This window comes from Simiaoa sp. (assembly GCF_051972595.1).
Classification (GTDB): Bacteria; Bacillota; Clostridia; order Lachnospirales; family Lachnospiraceae; genus Acetatifactor; species Acetatifactor hominis.
In genome coordinates this window covers 26,442-44,852 of the sequence record NZ_JBOKRY010000024.1, presented here as the reverse complement: position 1 = coordinate 44,852, position 18,411 = coordinate 26,442, and the positions used below count along the sequence as shown (strand labels likewise).

Annotated in this window: 17 protein-coding genes; 14 read left to right on the top strand and 3 right to left on the bottom strand. The window is 46.0% G+C overall.

The window, feature by feature from the left end:
• The first annotated feature begins 130 nt into the window (after positions 1–130).
• Both recG and ACTRDR_RS09750 read left to right on the top strand, forming a co-directional pair.
• On the top strand, positions 131–2,194 hold the full coding sequence (gene recG / locus ACTRDR_RS09755) for an ATP-dependent DNA helicase RecG (RefSeq protein WP_440527231.1): 2,064 nt from the start codon (positions 131–133) through the stop codon (positions 2,192–2,194).
• A gap of 88 nt (positions 2,195–2,282) precedes the next feature.
• On the top strand, positions 2,283–3,152 hold the full coding sequence (locus tag ACTRDR_RS09750) for a DegV family protein (RefSeq protein ID WP_440527230.1): 870 nt from the start codon (positions 2,283–2,285) through the stop codon (positions 3,150–3,152).
• Between the two features lie 79 nt (positions 3,153–3,231).
• Here the strand turns inward: ACTRDR_RS09750 and ACTRDR_RS09745 are convergent, their stop codons facing one another.
• Both ACTRDR_RS09745 and ACTRDR_RS09740 read right to left on the bottom strand, forming a co-directional pair.
• The gene (locus tag ACTRDR_RS09745) at positions 3,232–3,921 is read right to left on the bottom strand and encodes a LytR/AlgR family response regulator transcription factor (protein ID WP_440527229.1); all 690 of its coding nucleotides are present in this window, start codon (positions 3,919–3,921) and stop codon (positions 3,232–3,234) included.
• A complete protein-coding gene (locus ACTRDR_RS09740; protein WP_440527227.1) occupies positions 3,918–5,237 on the bottom strand; it encodes a sensor histidine kinase in 1,320 nt (439 codons plus the stop codon). Before ACTRDR_RS09740 ends, ACTRDR_RS09745 begins: the two co-directional genes overlap by 4 nt.
• Positions 5,238–5,635: 398 nt before the next feature.
• Between ACTRDR_RS09740 and ACTRDR_RS09735 the strand changes: the two genes are divergently transcribed.
• The 8 genes from ACTRDR_RS09735 to ACTRDR_RS09700 all read left to right on the top strand — a co-directional run bounded on the left by ACTRDR_RS09735 (position 5,636) and on the right by ACTRDR_RS09700 (position 14,434).
• The gene (locus ACTRDR_RS09735; protein WP_440527226.1) at positions 5,636–6,247 is read left to right on the top strand and encodes a hypothetical protein; all 612 of its coding nucleotides are present in this window, start codon (positions 5,636–5,638) and stop codon (positions 6,245–6,247) included.
• A gap of 22 nt (positions 6,248–6,269) precedes the next feature.
• Positions 6,270–6,476 (top strand): hypothetical protein, encoded by a 207-nt coding sequence (locus ACTRDR_RS09730; RefSeq protein ID WP_440527224.1) that lies wholly within the window; start codon positions 6,270–6,272, stop codon positions 6,474–6,476.
• Positions 6,477–6,750: 274 nt separating this feature from the next.
• Positions 6,751–8,673: a DNA gyrase subunit B gene (locus ACTRDR_RS09725; protein ID WP_176864939.1), complete on the top strand. Its 1,923-nt coding sequence runs from the start codon at positions 6,751–6,753 to the stop codon at positions 8,671–8,673.
• 42 nt (positions 8,674–8,715) lie between these two features.
• Entirely contained in the window at positions 8,716–10,956 is a 2,241-nt protein-coding gene (locus tag ACTRDR_RS09720) for a DNA gyrase/topoisomerase IV subunit A (protein WP_440527223.1), read from the top strand.
• Between the two features lie 55 nt (positions 10,957–11,011).
• Positions 11,012–11,560 carry a 16S rRNA (guanine(966)-N(2))-methyltransferase RsmD gene (gene rsmD, locus ACTRDR_RS09715; RefSeq protein WP_176864934.1) on the top strand — a complete coding sequence of 183 codons (549 nt, stop codon included), beginning with the start codon at positions 11,012–11,014 and terminating at the stop codon, positions 11,558–11,560.
• Between the two features lie 20 nt (positions 11,561–11,580).
• On the top strand, positions 11,581–12,090 hold the full coding sequence (coaD, locus tag ACTRDR_RS09710) for a pantetheine-phosphate adenylyltransferase (protein WP_176864932.1): 510 nt from the start codon (positions 11,581–11,583) through the stop codon (positions 12,088–12,090).
• 14 nt (positions 12,091–12,104) lie between these two features.
• A complete protein-coding gene (locus ACTRDR_RS09705) occupies positions 12,105–12,704 on the top strand; it encodes a vacuolar family H+-ATPase subunit H (RefSeq protein ID WP_176864930.1) in 600 nt (199 codons plus the stop codon).
• Positions 12,705–12,976: 272 nt separating this feature from the next.
• Positions 12,977–14,434, top strand: a complete 1,458-nt coding sequence (locus ACTRDR_RS09700) for an N-acetylmuramoyl-L-alanine amidase family protein (RefSeq protein ID WP_440527221.1) — start codon at positions 12,977–12,979, stop codon at positions 14,432–14,434.
• Here the strand turns inward: ACTRDR_RS09700 and ACTRDR_RS09695 are convergent.
• Positions 14,389–15,312: a nucleoside recognition domain-containing protein gene (locus ACTRDR_RS09695; protein WP_440527219.1), complete on the bottom strand. Its 924-nt coding sequence runs from the start codon at positions 15,310–15,312 to the stop codon at positions 14,389–14,391. The two genes, ACTRDR_RS09700 and ACTRDR_RS09695, sit on opposite strands and share 46 nt — an antisense overlap.
• Positions 15,313–15,366: 54 nt before the next feature.
• On the opposite strand from ACTRDR_RS09695, the gene ACTRDR_RS09690 reads away from it, so the two are divergent.
• From ACTRDR_RS09690 to ACTRDR_RS09675, 4 genes are read left to right on the top strand one after another with little or no spacing between them, the layout of a single operon-like run.
• Positions 15,367–16,101, top strand: a complete 735-nt coding sequence (locus ACTRDR_RS09690; RefSeq protein WP_440527217.1) for a pseudouridine synthase — start codon at positions 15,367–15,369, stop codon at positions 16,099–16,101.
• Positions 16,102–16,124: 23 nt separating this feature from the next.
• Positions 16,125–16,709, top strand: a complete 585-nt coding sequence (locus ACTRDR_RS09685) for a hypothetical protein (RefSeq protein ID WP_440527216.1) — start codon at positions 16,125–16,127, stop codon at positions 16,707–16,709.
• 38 nt (positions 16,710–16,747) lie between these two features.
• The gene (locus ACTRDR_RS09680; protein ID WP_440527214.1) at positions 16,748–17,770 is read left to right on the top strand and encodes an RluA family pseudouridine synthase; all 1,023 of its coding nucleotides are present in this window, start codon (positions 16,748–16,750) and stop codon (positions 17,768–17,770) included.
• 15 nt (positions 17,771–17,785) lie between these two features.
• Positions 17,786–18,322, top strand: a complete 537-nt coding sequence (locus tag ACTRDR_RS09675; protein WP_176864920.1) for a Holliday junction resolvase RecU — start codon at positions 17,786–17,788, stop codon at positions 18,320–18,322.
• Positions 18,323–18,411 lie beyond the last annotated feature (89 nt).

Below are 18,411 nucleotides of genomic sequence, written 5' to 3'. Positions count from 1 at the left end.
GGTCTGCGTCCGTAAGCGAATCGTGCTAAAGCACGCGCGGGTCTGCGGTTCTTAGTCCCAATGCGGGCTACGGGGATTCGATAGCATTTCTTAATTAACTCTCAATTTAGTATAGAAAAGAGGGACCGGTATGAGTGATGCAATACCTGTGAACAGAATAAAGGGCGTGGGAGAGAAGACAGCAGCACTGTTCGGTAAGATCAATGTCTTTACCGTGGAGGATCTGATCGGGCATTATCCCAGAGATTATGAAACTTACGATGCTCCGGTATCCATCCGGGAGGCATCCCCCGGCAGTGTCCAGGCTATCTATGGTCAGATTACCGCCATCCCCAACGTGAAGAAAGTCCGCAATCTCTCCATCCTTAACGCCATTCTGAAAGATGGCAGCAATGATTCCATCCAGCTTACCTTCTTCAATATGCCTTTTTTAAAAAAGGTATTAAAGCCAGGCGGTTTTTACCTCTTCCGCGGTCTCGTACAGCAGCGCGGTACGCATAAGATCATGGAGCAGCCCCGGATGTTCACATGGGATGAATATAAGCAGAAATCCGGACGGCTCCTGCCAAGATACGCCCTGACCAAAGGCCTGACCAATCAAACGGTGCAGAAATCTGTGGCACAGGCGCTGGAATACTATCCACCGGAAAAAGAATATCTGCCACAGATGATATTGCAGAAATATCCCATGCTTTCCCATAGGGAAGCAGTCTACGCCCTGCATTTTCCGGAGAACAGAGATGAGCTGTTGGCTGCCAGAAACCGTATGGTATTTGAAGAATTTTTTTCTTTTTTGCTGGTTCTTCGTAAGAATAAGGAGCTTGCTGCGAAGACAGAGAATCATTTCCCCATGTATGAGACTGCCGATACCGTAAGATTTTTAGAACAGCTGCCGTTCCCTCTGACCAAAGCTCAAAAAAAAGTCTGGGGAGAGCTCAGGGAGGATATGGGAAGTCCTTATGCCATGAACCGTCTGATTCAGGGAGATGTAGGCTCCGGTAAGACGATCCTGGCGGTACTGGCACTTCTCATGTGCGCGGCTAACGGCTATCAGGGAGCAATGATGGCCCCTACGGAGGTATTGGCTGTACAGCATTTTGAGACCATTTCAGGCTATGTAAAAAAATATGGCATTGCTTTTCGTCCGGTGCTTCTGACAGGCTCTATGACGGCGAAGGAGAAGCGGGAGGCTTATGCGAAAATTGCTTCCGGAGAAGCTAACCTGATCATTGGAACCCATGCCCTGATCCAGGAAAAGGTGGAATATTCTTCCCTGGCACTGGTAGTGACGGATGAACAGCACCGCTTCGGGGTGAGACAGCGGGAAACATTAGCTGCCAAAGGGTGTGAGCCTCACGTGTTAGTTATGAGTGCAACGCCGATTCCCAGGACGCTGGCCATTATCCTATATGGGGATCTGAAGGTCTCCGTCATTGATGAACTTCCTGCTAACCGTCTGCCCATCAAGAACTGTGTAGTAGGCACATCTTATCGCCCCAAAGCCTATGAATTTATTGCAAAAGAGGTGTCAGCGGGAAGACAGGCCTATGTCATCTGTCCCATGGTGGAAGAGGGCGAATCGGAAGACCTGGAGAATGTAGTAGATTATACGGAGAAACTCCGGGCAGCTCTGCCACCTTCCGTTCAAGTGGCTTATCTCCATGGGAAAATGCGCCCGGCGGACAAAAACCGTATCATGGAAGAATTTGCTGATAAGAAGATCGATGTTCTGGTTTCCACCACGGTTATTGAAGTCGGTATCAATGTTCCCAATGCCACGGTGATGATGGTGGAGAATGCAGAGCGCTTCGGGCTGGCACAGCTGCACCAGCTGCGTGGGCGTGTGGGACGCGGGGAATTCCAAAGCTATTGCATTTTTATCAGCACATCAGAAGCCAAAGAGACCATGGAACGTTTGCAGATCCTGAACCATTCCAACGACGGTTTCCATATTGCTTCCGAGGATCTGAAGCTGCGAGGTCCGGGAGATATCTTCGGTATCCGGCAGAGCGGTGAATTTGCATTTGTGCTGGGTGATATATATACAGATGCAAATATTTTAAAAGAAGCTTCCGATGCCGTGGAACAGTTGCTTGTATCCGATCCGGACCTGACAGATGACGACAGCCAAGCATTGGTGAACTATTTCAAAGAACATACCGCAGTAAATGTTGTTGACTTTCGGACCATCTGACAGTAAAATTACTTTTAGGTTCAAAGCTTTATGCTTAGGATCAGATAATTTATGTTAATTTATGCAAAGGGAAGGTTTAGATACCAGAATGTCAAAAATCGCAATCGTAACCGACAGTAACAGCGGCATTACACAGACAGAAGGAGCCCGTCGCGGAATCCATGTTCTGCCCATGCCTTTTATGATCGATGAAGTCACATACTATGAAGATATTGACCTGACACAGGAGCAGTTCTATGAAAAGTTAAAATCAGGTGCGAATATTGCCACCAGCCAGCCGTCTCCTGACAGTGTCACCAGCCTGTGGGACAAGCTTTTACAGGAATATGACGAGATCGTACACATACCTATGAGCAGCGGTCTGTCCGGTTCCTGTCAGAGTGCCATGGCCTTTGCGGCAGATTATGATGGCAGAGTTCAGGTCGTGAACAACCAGAGAATCTCCGTAACCCAGCGTCAGTCTGCACTGGATGCCCTGCAGCTTGCGGCAGCCGGTAAAGACGCGGCCCAGATCAAAGAATTCCTGGAAAATGATAAATTCAACAGCAGTATCTATATTATGCTGGACACCCTGTATTATCTGAAAAAAGGCGGACGGATCACTCCGGCGGCCGCAGCCATCGGTACCATGCTTCGCCTGAAACCGGTGCTGACCATTCAGGGTGAAAAGCTGGATGCCTTTGCAAAGGCAAGAACCACCTCACAGGGCAAAACCATGATGATCAATGCTATTAAGAAGGACATCAACGAGCGTTTCGGCGGCATGACAGAGGATAAGCACATCTGGCTGCAGATCGCTTATACCCACGACAGAGCCGCAGCAGAGCAGTTTCGCACCGAGGTAGAAGCGGAATTCCCCGGCTACGATATTCATATCGATCCACTGTCCTTAAGTGTTGCCTGCCACATCGGTCCCGGTGCCCTGGCACTGGCCTGCTGTAAGAAGATCACGGTATAATTTAAGAATTTCAAAGCATAAAAATTTCCAATGCGAAAGAAGCTCCTGCTAAGCCATAAAGGTGCCGGGAGCTTCTCTGTCACTGTGACAAAAAGGTACTTCTTATCTTTTTCAGATATTTTTTTCCAACAGGGAGTTCCTCTTTGCCATTGAGAACTACCCAGTTGTCCGTGAGACAGGTTACCTTTTTCATATTGATGATTATAGTTCTATGGCATTGCTGAAAATACGCAGGTAAATGAGAAAGGACTTCCCGTAGACTAATCATCTGGCGAAATTTTTCTTTTTCCGTAATAATCTCGATAGAGTGATTGCTGCTGGAAATATATAAAATTTCTTTGTAAGGTATCTTATACATTTCAGATCTGGTTCTTACCATATAATTTTGATCGCTGAGTTCTTCTGCTATCATCTCCAAATCCCGGTCTAATTTTACAGGGTCAATGGGCTTTAGAAGATAGTCCAACGCCCGGACAGAATACCCTTCAAAAACATACTCTTGAAATCCGGTCAGAAAAATGATATGTCCCTTGTAGTTATGTGCCCGGAGTTTTTTTGCAATATCGACACCATTTTCTTCTTTTAACGAGATATCCAGAAAATATACATCGGTTGCAAGGTAACTGCTGGTGAAAAAAATATGATGAGATGAGGGATACCATTTCACCGCAACTTCCAGATGATGGGCATGAAACCAGTTTCTTATTTTTTCTGTTAAATCCTGTGCAAAGCGTTCTTCATCCTCAATAATGGTAACATGTATGTTCATAGGTTATTCCTTTCTACCTCTAAAGAAACAGGAAGTGCTATTGTTATAGTAAACTTATCAGCAGAAGGTGTTACCTGATAAAATCCCCCACAAGCTTCCGTTACCCTGGCAACCTGACGCAATCCGTAACCATGTTCTTTCCCGTCTTTGGTTGACAGCAAATTACCTTTTTTATTATACCTGTAATTAGCGGCACTGGAATTGCTCAAAGTGATCAGCAGCATATCGCCCTTGGGCTTTATGTCCAGATGGATCCAGGGAACGGCAGGGCAGGACTGGCAGGCCTCGATGGCATTGTCCAAAATATTGGTAAACAGCGTCGAAGTATCCAGTGGAGACAGGGGAAATGCTGTGGGGAGGTACACCGAATTTTCAAAGCGTATTCCTTTGTGCTCCATGGTGTAATATTTCAACGACAACACTGCGTCCAGAATCGGATTGCCCGAGGAAAAGACCGGTTTGATCATATCGGAACTGCTTAAAAGCTCATTCACATATAGTAACGACTCGTCATACTGTTTTTGTTGCAGCATGGTGGAAAGTACCTGCAACTGGTTCTTATAATCATGTTTCCAGCCCCGGATAAAAGCGGAAGATTCTTTCAGATTAATCAGTTCCTGTTCCTCAATCTGATATAGATTATTACGCTGCTGTAACTCATTATTTTTGCTGTAATAGATTCCAAGAAGTTCTACGATCATCAATAGCAGCAGGAGAACTCCAAGAAAAATATAGTTGACCGTTGCAAGAGAGATTCTGGACAGCACGATCTCATTGCGTTCGAAATAAAACACATATTTCAAAAGAATATCAGAGGCAAAAACTCCCAGTCCGCAAGTCAAAAAAATTACACCTTCAAAATATCCCGGGAATTTCAAATCCTGCGGGAAGAATTGAATGACTGCCCAGATTAGGAGGCAATAGGTGAGTATGTATATGACCAGAGCCTGACTGCGAATGGCAGAATTGACCGTAAGTGCCTCCGAAGTATCCTGAAACAGAATTCCCAGTACAGAGAAAGTTACACTGTCCGAAACAACTGCCAGCAAAGCGGGAATACCACCGATCAACAATCTGGCTCCCCGGGAGCCTTCCGCAAACACCATAGTATATAAAATCTGGCAGATCAGACCGGATACGCAGGTAATGGTGGGGGCAATATTCATAAGATTCAGCAATGTGATCAGGACAAAGAGAAGCATCAATCCGATGCCCCTGCAGATCCAGTGGAACCGCCGGAGTGTGAACGTTCTGGAAATAAAAAAATAGAATAATAAAACGGTTATCACGTTGACAAGCAATTCTCCAATATTCATAACTTTTCTCCATTTTAGTTATATAGTATTTCCTCTGAATGTAATTATAAGATGCATTATTTAAAAGGTCAAAAATCATTTGTGCTCAAAAATAAGACTTTCTCATTTAAATTCATTCAAGCATACGAAAGCAATTATATTCTCCATTCTGATTATAGGCATCAACAATTATATAACAATAAAAAGTATATGCTAAAAAAATTCGCGCTTGTAAAATAGCTGTTCACGCCGATTATATTGAAAAAGAAAAGAGAAGTGTTAAGATGATACTCTAAAGAATGTGTCAGCACATAATAAGCATAATAAATAATTAACTAAAACTTCCATATTATACTATATATACTGCGGATGGCACAGAAGTACAGAAATATTTGTATGCGAAATAAAAGGAGCATAGTATGAGGAAATTATTTTTCGTAATTTCGGTCGTAGGGAGTGTATTTTTTATGACGGCATGCGGATTAAACGAAGAAGAAAATATCACACCTTCTATAGATGAGATGGTGTTGGCACCGACAGCAACGGATAGCCCCTCCCCCCTCGCAACTACGCAGGAAGGGACGCTCGAAAATGTCCCTGCACCAACACCGTATTGCCACGGAAGATACGATGAAATAGGTTCCTTTTGTGTGTATATTGAGAATTTCAGTACAAACAACGACTATATTGTAGTACGCCCTGTGGAATGGATCATCCCGGAGGATGAGAAGCGGATTAAAGAATTAGGTCTGGATGTGGAAAGAGATTTGGTATCCGGTTATTACATAAAGGATTGGGGATTCAGAGAAATGAAGATACCCATCACAGAGAATACGGAATATCATTTCATAGACTATTGGCACGACTTTTCGGAATTACAAAAGCAGGGGCTTTGTACCATTACAAAAGAGGAAGAAGTATTCATAAGTTGTTGGGAAAAGTATACTTCTATGATGCATGAATATCCTTTCTTCGTTGAACTGAATGAAGATGGAACATTAAAGCTGATTTCTGAAAAGGTGATTCCTTAAATTCTTTAGGAGGAGGTACCACATGATAAATCAAATGCAGTTCAGCCTATTGGAAAATATTTTAACAGTCCTGTTTTTGATAGCGGTCGTTCTCTGGATCTGTTACCCAGACGGTTTACCTCCAGAACACCAATGCGGCGACGGGACTGGTAGAAACAGAAGCGGTGCATCAGATTACTTTTCAGGACATGGAGCATCCGAAAAAATGCGTCACCTTGGAAACAGATGATACTGTTTTTTCAACGTTAAAAGAGGGAGAGCAGGGGAAATTAGTGTTCCGTGGCAGCCGGCTGATGTCCTTTGGGGCATTGCAATCGCAAAATCATAAGGATTATAAATTCAAAGGGATTTCTTAACAGACCATTTTGACCACCAGTTCCGGATTAGGGAACCGGTGGTTTTTTATTTCCGGCAAAGCCCTATCCCTTGTATTTTTTGCTTTTCCAAACACAAAATCTATGATATACTTAAGACAATAATGTGTTGAGAAGGAGTTCCAGTTCATGGCAAAAGACAATAATTATGACGCCTCGAGTATTACCGTCCTGGAAGGCTTAGAAGCGGTAAGAAAGAGACCCGGAATGTATATCGGCAGTGTCTCCACCAAAGGTCTGAATCACTTAATCTATGAGATTGTAGATAACTCTGTGGACGAGCATCTGGCCGGATACTGCGATACGATAAAAGTAACATTAGAAGCGGATGGCTCCGCCACGGTAGAAGACAACGGACGTGGTATTCCCGTTGGAATGCACGAAAAAGGAATCAGCGCGGAGCGCCTGGTATTCACGACTCTGCATGCCGGCGGTAAGTTCGATAATTCCGCATATAAGACCAGCGGTGGTCTGCACGGCGTAGGTTCCTCTGTGGTAAATGCCCTTTCCACAAAGCTGACCGTCAGAGTCAAGAGTGGCGGCTGCATTTATGAGGATCGTTATGAGCGAGGTATTCCCGCGATGGATCTGGTAGACGGTCTGCTCCCTGTGGTGGGCAAGACAAGAGAGACCGGTACGACTATTAACTTCCTGCCGGATGACACCATCTTTGACAAGACCCGTTTCAAGGAAGATGAGGTTAAGAGCCGCCTTCATGAGACCGCTTATCTGAACCCGAAGCTTACGATCATTTTCGAAGATAAGAGAAAAGAAGAACCTGAGAAGGTTACCTACCATGAGCCGGAAGGCATTATTGGCTTCATAAAAGACATGAACCGTTCCAAAGAGACTGTCCATGATGTCATTTTCTTTTCCGGCGAGAGCGAAGGCATCTCCGTGGAAGTAGCCTTCCAGTATGTGAATGAATTCCATGAAAATGTACTGGGCTTCTGTAATAACATTTATAACTCCGAGGGAGGTACCCATCTCACCGGTTTCAAGACCCAGTTCACAAATGTTATTAATACTTACGCCAGAGAATTAAATATTCTGAAGGAAAAGGATGCGAACTTTACCGGTGCCGATGTCCGGAACGGAATGACCGCCGTCGTATCTATCAAGCATCCGGATCCCCGTTTTGAAGGACAGACCAAGACAAAGTTAGATAATCAGGATGCTGCCAAGGCTGTGGCCAAGGTGACAGGTGAAGAGATCGTAAGATTTTTTGACCGTAATCTGGAGACTTTAAAGAGCATCATCGGCTGTGCGGAAAAGGCGGCCAAGATCCGTAAGACCGAGGAAAAAGCGAAGACCAATATGCTGACCAAGCAGAAGTTCTCCTTTGATTCCAACGGAAAACTGGCGAACTGCGAGTCCAGAGATCCCTCCAAATGTGAAATCTTCATCGTAGAGGGTGACTCTGCGGGAGGAAGCGCCAAGACAGCGAGAAACCGTATGTATCAGGCAATCCTGCCTATCCGCGGTAAGATCCTGAACGTTGAGAAAGCCAGTATCGATAAAGTGCTTGCGAATGCGGAGATCAAGACCATGATCAATGCCTTCGGCTGCGGATTTTCCGAGGGCTACGGCAACGATTTCGATATTACAAAGTTACGCTATGACAAGATCATCATCATGGCGGATGCCGATGTGGACGGTGCACACATTTCCACACTGTTACTGACCTTATTCTACCGCTTCATGCCGGATCTGATCTTTGAAGGTCACGTGTACATAGCCATGCCTCCCTTATACAAGGCAATGCCCTCCAAGGGAGAAGAAAAATATCTGTACGATGACAAGGCACTGGAAAAATACCGTAAGACCCACAAGGGTCCCTTTACCTTACAGCGATACAAAGGTCTGGGTGAGATGGATGCCGAACAGCTGTGGGAGACCACACTGGATCCGGAACGCAGACTGTTAAAATTAGTGGAGATCGAGGATGCACGCATGGCTTCCGAGATGACTGAGCTTCTCATGGGTACGGATGTACCGCCCAGAAGATCTTTTATTTACGATCATGCAACGGATGCGGAATTGGATATCTAGTGCAGATCCTGAAATGTAATGTCAGAAAGACGAGGACCAGAAATGGATGACAGCAGAATCATAAAAACAGAATACTCCGAGGAGATGCAGAAATCGTTCATCGACTATGCCATGAGCGTTATCATTGCCAGAGCCCTGCCGGATGTCAGAGACGGTCTGAAGCCGGTACAGAGAAGAACTCTCTACGATATGCACGAACTGGGGATCCGCTATGACCGTCCCTACCGTAAAAGTGCCCGTATCGTAGGTGATACCATGGGTAAATATCATCCCCACGGTGACAGTTCCATCTATGAGGCACTGGTAGTCATGAGCCAGGATTTCAAAAAAGGCATGCCTCTGATCGACGGTCACGGCAACTTCGGCAACATCGAAGGAGACGGTGCCGCTGCCATGCGTTATACCGAGGCAAGACTCCAGAAAGTGACCCAGGAAGCTTTCCTGGCGGATCTGGATAAGGACGTGGTAGACTTCGTACCGAATTTCGATGAGACGGAAAAGGAACCTTCCGTACTACCGGTAAAAATCCCGAACCTCTTAGTCAACGGATCGGAGGGTATCGCCGTAGGTATGGCTACCAGCATACCACCTCACAACCTTGGAGAAGTTATTGATGCCGTTAAAGCCTATATGCTGAATAACGAGATTACCACAAAAGAACTGATGCGTTACCTGAAGGGGCCGGATTTCCCTACCGGCGGCATCGTTATTAATAAGGATGAACTGGAAGAAATCTACGAGACCGGGGCCGGTAAGATCAAGCTGCGTGGCAAGGTAGAATTCCAGAAAGGAAAAGCCGGCAAGACCAATGTGGTGATCACCGAGATTCCTTATACCATGATCGGTGCCAATATTGCAAAATTTTTATCCGATGTAGCAGCCCTTTCCGAGACAAAGAAGACCCAGGATATCGTGGATATATCCAACCAGTCCTCCAAGGAGGGCATCCGTATCGTGATCGAACTGCGCAAGGATGCCGATCCGGAGAACTTTGTAAATATGCTTTATAAGAAGACCCGCCTGGAAGATACCTTCGGTGTCAATATGCTCGCCATTGCAAACGGCAGACCGGAGACCATGGGCTTAAAGCAGATCATCAAGGCGAATGTGGATTTCCAGTTTGAAGTAGCCACCAGAAAATATACCAATCTGCTTGCCAAAGAAATGGAGCGTAAGGAGATTCAGGAGGGTCTGATCAAGGCCTGCAATGTGATCGATCTTGTCATTGAAATTTTACGTGGTTCCAAAGATCGAGCCATGGCAAAGGCCTGCCTCGTAGAAGGCAAGGTGGACGGGATCAAGTTCAAGTCCAAAGAATCAAAGATCATGGCAGCCCAGCTGATGTTCACCGAGAAACAGGCAAACGCTATCTTAGAGATGCGTCTGTATAAGCTGATCGGTCTGGAACTGGAAGCATTGATCAACGAGCACGAAGAGACCATGGCGAATATCTATCGCTACGAAGACATACTGGACCGCAGAGATTCCATGGCACAGGTCATCATGAATGAACTGGATGGATTTAAAAAGGAATACAGCCATCCCCGTAAGACTGTCATCGAGAACGGTCAGGAAGCGGTCTACAAGGAAAAAGAGCTGGAAGAGATGGATGTGGTATTTCTCATGGATCGATTCGGCTATGCCAAGACTGTGGATGTCTCCACCTACGAGCGGAATAAAGAAGCTGCAGATGCAGAAAATAAATACGTCTTCACCTGTAAAAATACCGGAAGGATCTGCCTGTTCACCAACACCGGACAGATGCATACCATCAAGGTGCTGGATCTGCCTTACGGCAAGTTCCGTGAGAAGGGCACGCCCATTGACAATGTAAGTAACTTCAGTCAGAAGAACGAGGAGATCATATACATCACCAGCCAGAAGGAGCTGAATCTGTGCCGGGTAATCTTCGCCACCGCCCAGTCCATGTTAAAAGTGGTAGACGGTGGGGAATTCGATGTGACCAAACGTACCGTTGCCGCTACGAAGCTGGCGGAGGGTGACTGCGTGGTCAGCGTTGCCGCCCTGACTGACCAGCGGAACATCGTATTGCAGACCAGGGGAGGATTTTTCCTGCGCTTCTCCATCGATGAGATCCCCGAGAAAAAGAAAGGTGCCATCGGTGTCCGCGGTATGAAACTGGCTGACAAGGATGTAGTGGAAAATGTATATTATACAAAAAATGCCGTAGAGACCACCATTGAATATAAGGGCAAGGAGCTTATCCTGAATAATCTGAAGCTCGGCAAACGTGACAGCAAGGGCACCAAAGTCAGAGTGTAACTTTTCAACAGAAGAATTCAGAAAAACATTTATAGAGAAAACGGAGAGTGATCATATGAGAGTCATTGCGGGAACTGCAAGAAGTCTGCCCCTTAAGACTCCGGAAGGAATGGATACCAGACCCACCACCGACCGGATCAAGGAAACCCTTTTTAATATGCTGCAGACCTATATTCCGGACTGTGTGTTCGTGGATATTTTCAGTGGCAGCGGCGGTATCGGTATTGAGGCATTGAGCCGCGGTGCCAGAAAAGCTTATTTTATCGAGAATGCCCCGAAGGCATTAGCATGTATTGAGGACAATCTGGCATTTACGAAAATGAAGGACCGTGCTATAGTATTAAAGCAGGATGCCTGTGCAGGACTGACAGGTATCTATGAAAAGCACGTAGATGTCATCTTCATGGATCCTCCCTACGATCAGGAGCAGGAGCGCAGAGTGTTAGAGCAGCTGCGTTATGCAAAATATGTCTCCGAAGAGACCCTGATCCTCGTAGAGGCTTCTCTGCATACCGATTTTTCCTATGCAGAAGATCTGGGCTTTGAAGTGATCCGCGAGAAAAAATACAAAACCAACAAGCATGTGTTCCTTCGCAGGAAGTAACACTGAAAGGTGTGATTTTTATGAAAAGAGCTGTTTACACCGGAAGCTTTGATCCTGTCACCAACGGGCATATGGATATCATAAGACGGGCAGCCGAAATATTTGATGTTCTGATCGTCAGTGTTTTGAATAATAAAGAAAAGACCCCGTTGTTTTCTGTAGAAGAACGTGTTAAGATACTTAAAGAAGCTACAAAAGATCTGCCCAATGTGCAGATTGACAGTTTCAGCGGTCTTTTGGTAGATTATGCCAGAGAAAAGGATCTGCATGTCATCGTCAGAGGCTTGCGGGCCATTACGGATTTTGAGTATGAACTGCAGATGGCGCAGACGAACCGAATGTTATCCCATGAGAAAATAGACACGGTATTTCTGACCACCAGCCTGGAATACGCATATCTCAGTTCTTCCGCGATCAAACAGATCGCCAGCTTTGACGGAGATATTACCCCTTGTGTTCCGGATTTTGTGGCGGATCTGATTTATGACAAATATCGTCAGAAAAAACTTTCAGAGAATAGTGATGTGTAAATAAGGAGAGTTTCATGAGCAGCAGAATCGAACAGGTAATTGATGAAATAGAAGAATACATTGAAGGTTGTAAGCCGAAGTTCATGTCCAGCACAGAGATCATCGTCAACAAGGATGAGATTGATGAGTTACTGCGGGAGCTGCGCATGAAGACTCCGGATGAGATCAAGCGTTATCAGAAGATCATCAGCAATAAGGAAGCAATCTTAAACGATGCCAAAGCCAAAGCAGAAGCTCTGATCAACGAAGCCACGGTTCATACCAATGAGCTGATCAACGAGCATGAGATCATGCAGCAGGCATATGCCCAGGCGAATGAGGTCGTCACAATGGCAAGCAAGCAGGCACAGGAGATCTTAGATAATGCGACGATTGAGGCCAACAATGTAAAATCCGCTGCCATGCAGTACATGGATGATATGCTGGCCCATCTGGAAAATATTATTGCTTCCTCTACCCAGCAGGCAAGTGCAAATTACGATGCCCTGATCGGCAACCTGAACCAGTATCGTGATATTATCCAATCTAACCGCAGTGAACTTCATCCGGCAGATGAGGATCTGGAGGATGTGGATGTTCCCGCAGGCGGAACTGACAATCTCGATGTCATGTAATCATATAATAATGATGCCAGGGTCAAAAGGTCTAAGCCCACATGAGCTTGCTCATAGGTGGGTGAAAGACCTTAGGACCCGCCCCGATATGAGCATAAAAGTGGGATGATAATCCCACGATATGCGAATATTGGGTGGGATTGTGGGAGTGCGTAGCACGGAACAATCCGCAGGCATCAAAGTCGGGGGCTTTTGACCCCGACATCATATTAATCATAAGAAACCAGTTTTCTGTAGAAAGCTGGTTTTTTAAAAATAAAGGAATCAAGAGAATGAAAGTAAGCAATATACAAAAAGGGCTGTTAGTCAGGACAATGATCTGTGCGGTCAGTCTTGCTGCAGCCTGTTTTTTTGAAGCTTCCCTGAACGTTCAGGCAGCGCCAAGAGCACAGGAGACGGGAGAGAGGGTCACTGTTGTCATCGATCCCGGACACGGCGGCGACAACGAAGGAACCCTGGAGGGAATTACCAAAGAGAAGGAAATGACCATGGTGACTGCCCTGGCCATGTATGAGGAACTGACAAAATACGACAATGTGGATGTCTACCTGACCCATACCGACGATGTATCCATGTCGTTGGCAGACCGCGCACAGTTTGCTGCGGAGCGGAATGCGGATTTTCTGTTCAGCATTCATTATAACGCTTCCGTAGATCATGATCTGTTCGGTTCCGAGGTATGGATCTCTTCCGTACAGCCCTACAATGCCTACGGTTACCAGTTCGGCTGGGAACAGATGCAGCAGATGAAAGAAATGGGACTGTTTTTACGCGGTGTGAAGACGAAGCTTAAGGATAACGGAGATGATTATTACGGAATCATAAGAGAAAGTACTGCCAGAGGGATTCCGTCCGCCATCATTGAACACTGCCATGTAGATGAGGGCAGGGATATTCCGTATTGCCAGACGGAAGAGGACTGGAAACGGTTCGGCAGAGAGGATGCGTTGTCCGTTGCAAAATACTTCGGATTGTCCGATGCAGACACGGGTGTCGATTACAGTGCTGAGGCAGATGCGCTTCCCGAAGTCTCCCTGCAGTCCATTCTGCCCGCCACCATACGAGATAAGACGGAACCGGATATTTGTCTGCTGTCACTGCTCAGTGCAGATTATGACACCGGTGAGGTGACTTTGGAAGTCACGGGAACAGATTATGACTGTCCCATGATGTACTATGATTACAGTACAGACGGTGGCAGGACATATTCCGAGCTACAGCCCTGGCCGGATCTGGATATTATGTCAGGAACCTATCCCGACACCTTTACCTTTTCACTTAACTTTACGAAGGGCGAGCAGCCGGTGATCACCGTCAGAGGATACAATCAGGCGGATCTGTTTACCGAGAGTGCTTCCATCACCTTTGATAAGCCGTTTGTGGATCAGGAAAAGGCAGCCAAGGAAGCCTTGGAAGCAAGCCTTGCGGCAGAAGAAGCCGCTTCCCTGGAGAATGCCTCCAAAGACAGTACTTCCGATTCCATAATTACCATGGCGGATGCCGCTGGAAATAATGGCATATTCCAGGTGTTGAATGATAAAAAGCAAGTGAATTTCGGTGTGTTTCTGATCATTTGCGGAATTTTGGCTGCTCTGCTTCTCGTGATATTTCTGCTATATCAGATCCAGCTTAGCAGACATAAGAAACGCAGACGTAGAAATCATAATAAAAATCAGAATAGAAATCAGAGCAGAAATGTATCCGGAGACAGAAGCCGCCATCCCAGGTAATAAAATGCGGTAAGCAGTGTCAGAACAAGCTTATGAATAATGTATTTTTTCAGAGAAAGCCCCGTATTCCGGATACAGGCGGCGGTTTGGGCAATACCGCTTAAGCCCCCAAACGGAAGTAACAGTAAAGTATATAACGGATAGCGGTCCGCCAACATCTGCAGCCCTCCGGTAATCTCCAAAAGTGGTGCAAGGAGATGACTTTGGTGCAGGAAAAGCCCGGGCAACAGATTCAGCAGATTGAAAAAGATCATATATCCACCAAGACGCAAAATACTTAAGCCTGCGGCATTCACGGCATCGTCCAGGGCATCCGGCAGGGATGTCCTGACAGAGGACTTGGTTACAGGCTGTGAAACCATAGAAGTGTCCTGCAGACGCATGCGATAGACTGTGTATCTTAAAAATAATCCGTAGATAACAGGAATGCCGTACATTCCCATAAGATAGGGCAGCTTAAGCGTCCGGTGTAGCAAAGGCAGCACAAATCCCAAAAAATAAACCGGTCCGAAATTATTGCAAAAGGCCAAAAGGAATTGTCCCTCCGCTACAGAAAGCTCCTGCCTGTTACGAAACTCAGCCGTCGTACGTGCACCCATGGGAAAGCCACATAAAAAGCCCATAAGGATCGTATAAACCGCAGGATCGGATATCCGGAACAGTTTACCGAAAAAAGGTCTTATGGGACGGATAAGACTTTCCACCAGCCCCATGCGGATCAGCGTTCCGGACAGAACCATAAACGGGAAAAGCACCGGAACCATTTTTTCATACCAGAGTCTCAACCCCAGGGCTGCATAGGCAAGACTTAAGGACGAATTCGTCAGCATGCAGAATGTCAAAAATACAAAGAAAAAAACGTCCATTATTTTTTTCATGGAGGTTCCTGTTAAGCGATTTGTATACTATATGCCAAAATGAAATAAATAGAAATGATAGAAAGTGAAAAGTTCATGCGTTTGGATAAATTTTTATGTGAAAATAATATAGGAACCAGAAGCCAGGTAAAGGATGCCATCCGAAAAGGGATGGTAACGATCAACGGCACGGTTGCCAAAAAACCGGAAGAAAAAATAGAGGAAACCAAAGACATCATCGCCTTTCAGGGGCAGGAACTGCGGTATCAAAAATATGTCTATTATATGCTGAATAAGCCGGAGGGAGTTGTCTCTGCCACCAATGACAATACGGCACCTACCGTGTTAGAGCTGCTTCCCGCACAGGGCAGAAAGGATCTGTTCCCGGTGGGAAGACTGGATAAGGATACCACGGGGCTTTTGCTCTTAACCAACGACGGTGCCCTGGCACACGATCTGCTGTCACCAAAAAAACATGTGGATAAAACTTATCTGGTGCAGCCAGATCATCCTCTCTCCGAGGAAGATATCCACCGTCTGGAAGAGGGGCTTGATATTGGAGATGACAAACCGACTGCCCCCGCAAAAGCGGTGATCACTCCGGACGGCGATCTGCTGCTTACAATTCACGAAGGCAGATTTCATCAGGTCAAAAGAATGTTACAGGCAGTGGGAAATCAGGTATGTGCACTGGAGAGAGTATCCTTCGGACCGTTGTCCCTGGATCCCTCCCTTCCACGAGGAGCGCATCGTGCATTGACAGAAGAAGAAATCTGCGCACTGGCTAACACACAGAATCAGAAGAAATAAGCTACAAAAGGAGATAACTTTATATGCAATTGAAAAGAATGTTTTCCACAGATGATGTGAAAGGAACCAGAGGGTATCTTCGTACCCAGAAAAATTATGAGATTATAAGAACCGTGCTTTATTTTGCCATCTCTATTGCACTGTTTATCACCGGCTGGGTCAGCACCGGAAGCAGAGAGAACCTGTTAACCATCGTGGCGGTGCTGGGATGTCTTCCGGCATGTAAAAGCCTGGTGGAAATGTTCATGTATTTACGCTACAAGGGCTGTGATGAGCGGGATGCCGCTTTGATCGCGGCACATACACAAGGACTTACCGGACTCTACGACTGTGTATTTACTTCTTATGAGAAGAATTTCTGTATTCATCATCTGACAGTCTGTGGCAATACGATCTGTGGATACACTGCGGACCCGAAGTTCGAGGAGCAGGCTTTTAACAAACACATTCAGGCTATTCTGAAAAAAGACAATTACAGAGAGACTTCTGTGAAAATATTTAACGATCTGGATAAATACGTAAAACGCTGCGAACAGTTAAAGGAACTGCCCACACAGCCGGAACTGACGTCGGGAATCTGCCAGACCTTAAAGAGTGTGTCTCTGTAACCTATTTTCTTTATATACTTTTCAAGGAGTGGTGTCTTATGCAGTTACTTACCATCGGCAAAAATCAGGCAGGACAGCGCCTGGATAAATATTTGAAAAAAGCTCTGCCCGGCGCAGGCACCGGATTTTTATATAAAATGCTGCGCAAGAAAAACATTACATTAAATGGGAAAAAGGCAGAGGGAAAAGAAATTCTTACCGAAGGGGATGAAGTAAAATGCTTTTTCTCCGAGGAGACATTTGCTTCCCTGTCCGGTACTAAGAGTGCGGAAGATACTTCCGATTACCGAAAGGCGTACCATTTGCTAAGGGATGTCTGTGTCATTTACGAGGATGATGATATCTTATTATTGGACAAGCCTGCCGGTGTTCTGACGCAGAAGGCAAAACCGGAAGATCTTTCCCTGAATGAATGGCTGATTGGGCATCTATTGGAGACCGGAGCTATAAAAGAAGCGGATCTTGCCACGTTCCATCCTTCCGTCTGCAACCGTCTTGACCGCAATACCAGTGGCATCGTATTATGCGGCAAGACGTTAGCGGGATCCCAGGACTTAAGCCGCATCATTAAGGACCGAACGGTTCGAAAATACTATCAGACGATCTGCAAAGGTAAGATTTTACAGGAAAGCACGTTAGAAGGCTACCTGTCCAAGGATGAGCACACCAATACTGTAAAGGTGTACGCCAAGAAACCGGAAAGAACGGAAGAGGCTTCTTATATTCAGACGATCTATACTCCGGAAGCCGTGGCGGGAGACTATACCCTGTTAACTGTGGAGCTGGTCACCGGTAAAACCCATCAGATCCGTGCCCATCTGGCGAGCACCGGGCATCCGTTACTCGGCGATACGAAATACGGAGATCCCAGGCTGAACCGTAAAATGCAATCCGAATTTTCCCTGCGCCATCAGCTTCTGCATGCTGGGAAGGTCTGCTTCCCGGAGGGAGAAAAAGGAGCTCTTGCAAAAGTAAGCGGCAGGACATTTACAGCCCCGCTTCCCAGTAAATTTGCTATGATCTTACAGGCACTGAATCTGATACCGGATACTGCCTGCTAGAAAGGATACACGAAAATGGCTACATGGAACACCCGCGGACTCCGCGGATCCACACTGGAGGATATGGTTAACCGTACCAATGAAAAATATGCGGAAGCCGGGCTTGCCCTGATCCAGAAAATCCCCACACCCATCACTCCGATAAAAATGGATAAGGAGAGCCGCCAGATCACGCTGGCTTTTTTCGAGCAGAAGAGTACTGTTGATTATATCGGTGCAGTACAGGGTATCCCTGTATGCTTTGATGCCAAGGAATGTGCGGTGGATACCTTTTCCCTGCAGAATATCCATCCCCATCAGGTAGAATTCATGCGGCAGTTCGAAAAGCAGGGCGGCATCGCTTTTTTCCTGATCTTTTACAGCCACAAGGATCTGTTGTATTATCTGCCTTATGAGATGCTTCGGTTTTTCTGGGACAGGGCAAATGACGGCGGCAGGAAAAGCTTCCGGTTCGAAGAATTAAATCCGGAATATATTCTTCCGAAACATCAGGGAATTCTGGTGCCTTATCTGGATATTCTGAAAAAAGATCTGGAAGACAGAGAAGAATAATTTAATGAAGAAGCGCTTGACATAGCGAAAGTCTCCGCTTATACTACAAATAGTTTCGTATGCTATCATGATAATGAGGTAGCACGTTA

Bases quoted from the DNA above. Each gene is read 5' to 3' on its own strand.
- ACTRDR_RS09690 (WP_440527217.1), top strand. From the start codon at position 15,367: ATGATAGAAAGTGAAAAGTTCATGCGTTTGGATAAATTTTTATGTGAA.
- ACTRDR_RS09705 (WP_176864930.1), top strand. From the start codon at position 12,105: ATGAGCAGCAGAATCGAACAGGTAATTGATGAAATAGAAGAATACATT.
- ACTRDR_RS09735 (WP_440527226.1), top strand. From the start codon at position 5,636: ATGAGGAAATTATTTTTCGTAATTTCGGTCGTAGGGAGTGTATTTTTT.
- rsmD (WP_176864934.1), top strand. From the start codon at position 11,012: ATGAGAGTCATTGCGGGAACTGCAAGAAGTCTGCCCCTTAAGACTCCG.
- ACTRDR_RS09675 (WP_176864920.1), top strand. From the start codon at position 17,786: ATGGCTACATGGAACACCCGCGGACTCCGCGGATCCACACTGGAGGAT.
- ACTRDR_RS09680 (WP_440527214.1), top strand. From the start codon at position 16,748: ATGCAGTTACTTACCATCGGCAAAAATCAGGCAGGACAGCGCCTGGAT.
- ACTRDR_RS09745 (WP_440527229.1), bottom strand. From the start codon at position 3,921: ATGAACATACATGTTACCATTATTGAGGATGAAGAACGCTTTGCACAG.
- ACTRDR_RS09740 (WP_440527227.1), bottom strand. From the start codon at position 5,237: ATGAATATTGGAGAATTGCTTGTCAACGTGATAACCGTTTTATTATTC.
- ACTRDR_RS09695 (WP_440527219.1), bottom strand. From the start codon at position 15,312: ATGAAAAAAATAATGGACGTTTTTTTCTTTGTATTTTTGACATTCTGC.
- ACTRDR_RS09685 (WP_440527216.1), top strand. From the start codon at position 16,125: ATGCAATTGAAAAGAATGTTTTCCACAGATGATGTGAAAGGAACCAGA.
- ACTRDR_RS09750 (WP_440527230.1), top strand. From the start codon at position 2,283: ATGTCAAAAATCGCAATCGTAACCGACAGTAACAGCGGCATTACACAG.
- ACTRDR_RS09700 (WP_440527221.1), top strand. From the start codon at position 12,977: ATGAAAGTAAGCAATATACAAAAAGGGCTGTTAGTCAGGACAATGATC.
- coaD (WP_176864932.1), top strand. From the start codon at position 11,581: ATGAAAAGAGCTGTTTACACCGGAAGCTTTGATCCTGTCACCAACGGG.
- recG (WP_440527231.1), top strand. From the start codon at position 131: ATGAGTGATGCAATACCTGTGAACAGAATAAAGGGCGTGGGAGAGAAG.
- ACTRDR_RS09720 (WP_440527223.1), top strand. From the start codon at position 8,716: ATGGATGACAGCAGAATCATAAAAACAGAATACTCCGAGGAGATGCAG.
- ACTRDR_RS09725 (WP_176864939.1), top strand. From the start codon at position 6,751: ATGGCAAAAGACAATAATTATGACGCCTCGAGTATTACCGTCCTGGAA.
- ACTRDR_RS09730 (WP_440527224.1), top strand. From the start codon at position 6,270: ATGATAAATCAAATGCAGTTCAGCCTATTGGAAAATATTTTAACAGTC.